Source organism: Prauserella sp. PE36, from assembly GCF_003311655.1.
Taxonomy (GTDB): domain Bacteria; phylum Actinomycetota; class Actinomycetes; order Mycobacteriales; family Pseudonocardiaceae; genus Prauserella_A; species Prauserella_A endophytica.
Map to the genome: position 1 here is coordinate 1 of NZ_QEQT01000016.1, position 287 is coordinate 287.

Consider the following 287-nt stretch of genomic DNA (forward strand, 5'->3'; position numbering starts at 1 on the left):
GGCCTGCGAGCAGGACTGGGACAAGCGGGGCTGGCGGGTGCCGGCGCGGGCCACGATCAACCGGATCCTGGCCCGCGCCGGTCTGCTGGACACCAACCCACGTAAGCGGCCCAAGTCGACCCTGCGCCGCTTCGCCTATGCCCGGCCACGGGACTGCTACCAGATCGACGCCACCGAGATCACCCTCGCCGGGGGCACGACGGTGGTGGTCTTCGATGTGCTGGATGACTGCACCCGGCTGCTGCTCGCCTGCCACGCCGCGCCGGCCGAGACCGCCGCGGCCGCGG

Annotated in this window: 1 pseudogene; it reads left to right on the forward strand. The window is 73.2% G+C overall.

Features of this window, described 5'->3' with window-relative positions:
- Positions 1-287 (forward strand): annotated as a pseudogene (locus DI005_RS00340) (IS481 family transposase); the annotation flags it as partial.